The sequence below is a fragment of the Coxiella-like endosymbiont of Rhipicephalus sanguineus genome (assembly GCF_018687865.1).
In genome coordinates this window covers 1-6,862 of record NZ_NIQB01000009.1, presented here as the reverse complement: position 1 = coordinate 6,862, position 6,862 = coordinate 1, and the positions used below count along the sequence as shown (strand labels likewise).

Genomic DNA, 6,862 nt, shown 5'->3' with positions numbered 1-6,862 from the left:
CTTAACAAAGAATTAAATAGCGACAGTTTCTGAATGGGCAGTGGATTATGTTTAGCACTAATTCACATCAATAAAGAAAATTATTGGGAAAAAGGAAAGCACGTAATTACCACGTTTTTTGGATTCTAAATTTTTTCTAAAACAGTTTGTAATTTATCCGTTGCGATAATTTCTATTTCTTCTGAAGGAAACTTAGGAGCATTTGCTTTTGGAATAATCGCGCGTTTAAAGCCATGTTTTGCAGCCTCCTTAATGCGGTCTTGCCCGCTTTGAACGGGGCGAATTTCTCCTACTAACCCCACTTCTCCAAACGCAATTAAATCGGAAGCCAGCGGTTTATTACGTAAACTCGAAAGCACAGCCAATAAAACAGCCAAATCCGTGCCGGTTTCAGTAATTCGCAAGCCACCCACAGCATTAACGAAAACATCTTGATTATAAGTAGTGACTCCACCGTGACGATGCAAGATGGCTAACAGCATGGATAAACGATTCTGTTCCAAACCCACGCTTACCCGGCGAGGATTTGCCAAATGACTTTCATCCACTAAGGCTTGCACTTCTACCAACAAAGGGCGACTACCTTCCCACGTGACTGTAATTACGCTTCCAGAAACTGGCATTTCATATCTTGAGAGAAAAATAGCGGAAGGATTGTTTACTTGTTTTAACCCTGAATGGGTCATAGCAAACACACCAATTTCATTCACCGCCCCAAACCGATTTTTTACAGCACGAATAACCCGAAAACGACTATCATTTTTTTCTTCAAAATAAAGGACAGTATCTACCATGTGTTCTAGAACTCGTGGTCCAGCGATAGCCCCTTCCTTAGTGACATGACCCACAATAAATAAAGCAATTCCCTTTTGTTTTGCGAATTTCACAAGCCGTGCGGCACTTTCTCGTACTTGGCTAACTCCTCCAGGAGCAGAAGGTACACTGTCGGTATAAACCGTTTGAATGGAATCAACAACTATCACTTGGGGATGTAATTTTTCGGTTAAAGATAAAATTTGTTCGACGTGCGTTTCCGCTAATAAAGTTAATTTATCTTGAGGTAATTGTAACCGCTGTGCACGCATAGCAATTTGTTGTAGCGACTCCTCACCCGTAATGTATAAAGTTGAATAGTTATTCTCAATTTGACACAAAATTTGTAGCAACAAAGTAGATTTGCCTATTCCAGGGTCGCCGCCGATTAAGACAACTGAATCGGAAACCAACCCGCCTCCCAATACGTGATCAAATTCCGCAAGGCCCGTCGCTAAACGTGGTTGGGATTGTATATTCACATTGCTCAGCAGAGTAGGAATTGAAGAAGTCCAGGAAAACCCTAACGTCCGAGAATGGGAGGACTTTTTTACAGCCACTCCGTTAACAATAGTATTCCACTCTCCACAGTCTCGGCATTGACCTTGCCATTGCACATATTGCGCGTCACAGTTTTGGCAAGAAAAAATTATTTTGGTTTTTGCCATTGTTCCTCTTGAATTAACTAAAGGAAAAAACCTAGAGCAGAAAAAAACTTCACGCTAAAGATTTTAAGCTAATTGCGGTTTAAAACTTTAGCAAGCTCTTTTGCGAAATAAGTAATAATAAAATCTGCTCCAGCCTAGTTTAATTGCCACCAAACTTTCTACCATAGAGGCAGTTTCATCGAGACATCCTTGAGCCACAGCCGCTTTAATCATTGGAAATTCTCCGCTAACTTGACAGGAACCCAGCGGGATCTGAGGAAAACGCTACTTAATTCGATAAATAATATCCAAATACATTTGACCAGGTTTTACCATTATCATTATTAAGATACGTCCCTTCCGCATTATCAAGTTCTGCCTCGCGCAGTGCGGAACTCACATTAGCGGGATCCATTTGATAAGTTTTACGATCACCAAATTGGGAACCCCTTCAGCTGCTTCACGAAAAGGTCCATACAAACTGGATGCGTACTTAATCGCGTAACTTAAAATAAGAATATCGCGTAAATCCCACTTTATCTAAACCGTGTCGAATTGCCTTAACCATGCCATCCAGCATACCGCTGGGAGCAACTACATCAGCACCAGCTTAAACTAAGCTAATTGCCTGTTTAATTAAATAATTCATTGGTTTGGTCATTATTGACATCATAATGACCTCGACTATTTTGATATACGACAACATCACAATGACCATGATTGGTATATTCACAAAAACATACATCAGCAATAAGCAAGCTGAGGAACTTGCACCCTTGATACGTTGAATAGCCCGTTGAATGACGCCGTCCGTTTGGAAAGCAGTTGAATCGAGCGCATCCCTTTCGGTCAGGAATTCCAAATAAAATAACAGCAGGAATTTTTAATGCGGTAACTGCTTCAATTTCTTCATCCAATCGATCCACGCTCCATTGGTAATGTCCTGGCATAGAAACAATTGGATTTTTTATATCGTTACCACTACAGATAAATAAAGTTAAAACTAAATCGCTGATCGAACTTGATGTTCAACAATTAATTTTTGCAAACTAGGGTGGTGTTGACGTAATCTCCGTAGTCAGATTGTGGAAAAGGTTTAAAGAATGTCTAGCATAAATAATGTCTCCTCTCTTTGCAGAGAGGAGACGAAGTATTTCAAACCAAAATTAATCCATCAATTTACATTGACCATTCAGCATCTAGCAAACTCTTCCAAAAGCATTGCGAACTTGGCCACCTATTTTTACGGTGGTTTGATATTTACGGTAATAGCGCGAGCCACGATTGTATTATTCATGCACGAACGAAGTACGGTTACGTCGTAGCTGTTCGTCCACTAGCCTCACAACCTATCGGCGTACGAGTCACCGCATTCGCCATATTAATTAGATCTTGTTCGTCTAGATCTTGTTCGTCCATTCGTTTCCCAACAAATTAACAATAACGCTACCTACCAATGCGCTGCCTAAAATACCAATCCAAGCTCTTTCTCCATGAAAGAACTCTGCTCCCAACAACCCACCTGCCGCAGTACCTGCGATAGTGGTGCCGGGAATATTGTCACCTAGGGTACACCCAGCCAAGCCGACAACTAAAACAAAGGTAGAACCAATTATCACAATTTTTTTCATGGCTTTATCTTGCTTTGTGAATTATCTTCCAAGTTGATCCTCAATACTTTAGGATATCAAGGGACGTTTACCAAAAGCATATCATTTTTTTCAAGGTCGATTAACCAGATATCCCTCAGCTACTTCCCGCGGGGTAGAAAGCTAACGGGAGCAAGTAAATGTACAGTGGCTCTTGGAAGAGAAGCAGTTTCCTGTTTATAATCAAGATAAACAAAAGGAGTATTTACATGGAGTTGCTCGCCAAACAACTACCAGAATATCGATTATATCATAGCCAAAAAGCTAACAAAATTGTCCACTACATTGGTATTCCTGCAGTTATATTGGGCTTTCTTATTGCTTTAAGTTGGATCAGTATTTCAGTTGCAATTCGCTGGCACATTAGTTTCACATGGATCGCAGTAATCGCTCTTCTAGTTTATTATTATTTCCTCAACGGTAAAGTTGGCTGTGGTGATGACGGTCATTATGGTGCTTATCACCTTTTGTTTAGTACTGGATTGCTTTTCCTGCACACCTACGACCTCTATCATTCTCTTTTTGATTTTATTTATTGGCGGAGTTCTGCTTCGTCTTATTGGTCACAGTTTTAAACAAACTAAAGGAGATTTTTCTACTTACCTTAAGTTTATGGCCATTACACCCTTATGCCTAGTGGTTGAGTTAATTCTAGCACTCGGTTTAGGAAAATGTCTCGATTTAGAAGAACCCACAGAAACCGCACCCACTACCAAGACGACGACCAAGACTCCGGCCGCTGCCACCGTCCTCAGTTTAAAATTTAGTGGGTTTTTATCAGACGCCGGGGAGCAATTCGAGCGTCAGTGAGCACTTCTCCAATACCGATAAATTGATTGGCTTGAGTTCGTAACCGTACAAAGCCCTGGGTAGGAGCATGCGGTACCATTACAGGTTGTCCTTGCTGCAAATAAAAAACAGTCGCCTTACTTAATTTAAGGACGGGAAAATGGGCAACCATACTTTCAATCGGTAATAAATGACTATCCAAAGAATCTTTATTCTGGTTTTCATATTCTCGCTCTAAGCATGCTAAAGAAACCATTTGATCTTCGAGATAATGAACTACGGTTAATCGACGTAAAGCTATTACATGAGCACCACATCCTAAGGCTTCACCTAAATCGTCCACTAAAGTTCTTACATAAGTGCCCTTACTACAATGCACATAAAGCTCAGCTATTTCCCCCTTAAAATTGAGCAAATTTAATTGATAAATAGTAACGCACCGGGATTTACGTTCGACTTCAATACCTTGGTGAGCTAATTTATATAAGGGTTGTCCTTTATATTTTAGCGCGGAATACATCGAAGGAGTCTGTTCAATTACCCCACAAAATGATGTCATTGTTTTTTTAAACTCATGTTTCGATAATTCAGGCACAGGACGTTGGGAAATAATTTCGGTTTCACTATCACCGCTCGCTGTACGGATTCCTAATCGAATTTTTACGAGATATGTTTTATCAGCGTCTAACAAATATTGAGAAAATTTGGTGGCTTCACCTAAGCATATCGGTAACATTCCATCGGCAAGAGGGTCTAAATTTCCGGTGTGCCCTGCTTTTTCGCATGAAAGAAATTTTTAATTCGTTGCACCGCATTGTTAGAAGTAATTCCTCGAGGTTTATCTAATAACAAGACACCATTAATGGTCCGCCTTATAATTTTTTGTCCCTTACTCCTCACTATCATCTTGAATGGCTCGTTTGATAAGCAATGAAATTTTATCAGCTCTTTCAATGCTCTCATCGTAAGCAAACTTTAATTTAGGGACATAACGCAATATAGCCGCTTCTGCGAGCAAATGCCGCAGGTAACCCGTGGCTTTATGGAAAGCCTTCTGAACTTCTTGGGGATTTTGCTCTTCGGGTAATGTATAAAAAACTTTAGCTTGATTTAAATCTGGAGACACAGAAACAGCTGTTAAAGAAATTAGGGCCAATCGCGGATCGTGGACTTCTTTTTTGAGAAGTTCGGCTAGTTGCCGATGAATAAGGTCAGCCACTCGCTGTTGACGTCGACTTGGCATTGCTAAGTAATCTTCCGTTCAACTTGAACTTTTTCGTAAACTTCAATTTGATCGTCTACTTTCACGTCATTGTAATTTTTTACGCCGATACCACATTCTATACCTTGACGAACTTCCGCTACGTCTTCTTTATAACGGCGCAGAGATTCCAATTGTCCTTCGTAAATAACCACGTTGTCACGTAATACACGAATAGGTAAATGACGGCGGACCACCCCTTCCACAACCATACAGCCAGCAATGGCACCGAGTTTGGAAGAACGAAAAACTTCCCGAACTTGGACAAGGCCTATTATTTTTTCCTCAAATTCGGGAGCGAGTAATCTACTTAGAGCTTTTTTCACTTCATCAATTAAGTTGTAAATTACGCTGTAATAACGTAAATCAACACCTTCTCGTTCCACCAAAGCTCGCGTAGGTGGATCAGCCCGAACATTAAAGCCAATAACAACTGCATCGGATGCAATAGCTAAATGCACATCCGATTCCGTAATTCTACCTACCCCACTGGCAATAATATTTACCTTAACCTCATCAGTCGATAATTTATTGAGAGCTTCCGTCAAAGCTTCCAATGAACCTTGTACATCTGCTTTTAATAAAATATTTAAAGCACTTTGTTCGCCTTCATTCATGCGATCGAAGACACGTTCCAAATGAGCTGTTTGTTTTTTCGCTAAGCGAATTTCTCGGTATTTCCCTTGACGAAAGCGCGCAATTTCACGGGCTTTTCGTTCATCCTGAACTACTACCGCTTCTTCCCCCGCCATGGCGGTACCCGAAAGCCCTAATACCTCCACAGGCATTGAAGGACCCGCTTGATAGCACGGTTGACCGTCATCACCAATCATGGCCCGGATTCGACCATATTCGCGGCCCACTAATAATATATCGCCTGGGTGCAACTCCCCACTCATCACTAAGATAGTAGCTACAGGGCCCCGACCCTTATCTAAACGAGATTCAATTACCATCCCTCGCGCAGGCCCCTTGTCTACAGCTTTCAATTCCAGCACCTCAGCCTGAAGCAAAATACGTTCTAATAAGAAATCGATGCCCTCACCCGTCTTTGCCGAAATTGGCTGGAACATGGTTTCTCCACCCCATTCTTCCGGAATAACCTCTTGTTCGATAATTCAGTTTTAATTCGATCCGGGTCGGCTTCTAGTTTATCGATTTTATTAATGGCTACTACTAAGGGGACCTTCGCCGCTCGAGCATGTTGGATTGCTTCAATCGTCTGGGGCATTACCCCATCATCGGCGGCTACCACCAAGACTACAATATCTGTACATTTCGCTCCGCGAGCTCGCATAGCGGTGAATGCCTGATGTCCGGGCGTATCTAAGAAGGTGATCATTCCTAATTCGGTTTCTACATGATAAGCACCGATATGTTGAGTAATACCCCCGGCTTCAGTAGTCGTGACTTTGGTTCGACGAATGTAGTCTAAAAGCGATGTTTTTCCATGATCTACGTGGCCCATGATCGTCACCACTGGGCTCGCAGTCGGGTTTCCTCCGCTACTTCTCCTAAAGTAGCCTCCAAATTTTCTTCCACGGTATCATCTTTAATAAGCTTAGCTTTATGACCCATTTCTTCAACGACAATTGCCGCCGTTTCTTGGTCGATCCGCTGGTTAATAGTGACCATTGCCCCCATTTTTATCATGGTTTTTATAACTTCCGCCGCTTTTATAGACATCTTTCGGGCTAGATCTG

General features: G+C 41.5%; 7 protein-coding genes and 3 pseudogenes. 1 reads left to right on the top strand and 9 read right to left on the bottom strand.

What is annotated here, in order from left to right; all coding sequences use genetic code 11:
- Positions 1 to 125 precede the first annotated feature (125 nt).
- The 6 genes and pseudogenes from radA to B1F79_RS06245 all read right to left on the bottom strand — a co-directional run bounded on the left by radA (position 126) and on the right by B1F79_RS06245 (position 3,091).
- Positions 126 to 1,481 (bottom strand): DNA repair protein RadA, encoded by a 1,356-nt coding sequence (gene radA / locus B1F79_RS01085; RefSeq protein WP_251365646.1) that lies wholly within the window; start codon positions 1,479 to 1,481, stop codon positions 126 to 128.
- Positions 1,482 to 1,568: 87 nt separating this feature from the next.
- On the bottom strand, positions 1,569 to 1,694 hold the full coding sequence (locus B1F79_RS01080) for a hypothetical protein (protein ID WP_251365645.1): 126 nt from the start codon (positions 1,692 to 1,694) through the stop codon (positions 1,569 to 1,571).
- Positions 1,695 to 1,749: 55 nt separating this feature from the next.
- Positions 1,750 to 1,940: pseudogene (locus tag B1F79_RS01075) on the bottom strand (porphobilinogen synthase).
- Positions 1,941 to 1,953: 13 nt separating this feature from the next.
- On the bottom strand, positions 1,954 to 2,040 hold the full coding sequence (locus B1F79_RS01070; RefSeq protein WP_251365648.1) for a hypothetical protein: 87 nt from the start codon (positions 2,038 to 2,040) through the stop codon (positions 1,954 to 1,956).
- Between the two features lie 52 nt (positions 2,041 to 2,092).
- Entirely contained in the window at positions 2,093 to 2,419 is a 327-nt protein-coding gene (locus B1F79_RS01065) for a porphobilinogen synthase (protein WP_251365647.1), read from the bottom strand.
- Positions 2,420 to 2,860: 441 nt separating this feature from the next.
- A complete protein-coding gene (locus tag B1F79_RS06245) occupies positions 2,861 to 3,091 on the bottom strand; it encodes a glycine zipper 2TM domain-containing protein (RefSeq protein WP_285896344.1) in 231 nt (76 codons plus the stop codon).
- A gap of 227 nt (positions 3,092 to 3,318) precedes the next feature.
- Between B1F79_RS06245 and B1F79_RS01055 the strand changes: the two genes are divergently transcribed.
- Positions 3,319 to 3,684 (top strand): Mpo1-like protein, encoded by a 366-nt coding sequence (locus B1F79_RS01055; RefSeq protein WP_251365644.1) that lies wholly within the window; start codon positions 3,319 to 3,321, stop codon positions 3,682 to 3,684.
- A gap of 188 nt (positions 3,685 to 3,872) precedes the next feature.
- Here B1F79_RS01055 and truB read toward each other — a convergent pair.
- From truB to infB, 3 genes and pseudogenes are all read right to left on the bottom strand, one after another.
- Positions 3,873 to 4,801, bottom strand: a pseudogene (gene truB / locus B1F79_RS01050) (tRNA pseudouridine(55) synthase TruB).
- Positions 4,788 to 5,141: a 30S ribosome-binding factor RbfA gene (rbfA, locus tag B1F79_RS01045; protein ID WP_251365643.1), complete on the bottom strand. Its 354-nt coding sequence runs from the start codon at positions 5,139 to 5,141 to the stop codon at positions 4,788 to 4,790. The pseudogene truB and the gene rbfA overlap by 14 nt, the downstream one beginning before the upstream one ends.
- 2 nt (positions 5,142 to 5,143) lie before the next feature.
- Positions 5,144 to 6,862: pseudogene (infB, locus tag B1F79_RS01040) on the bottom strand (translation initiation factor IF-2); the annotation flags it as partial.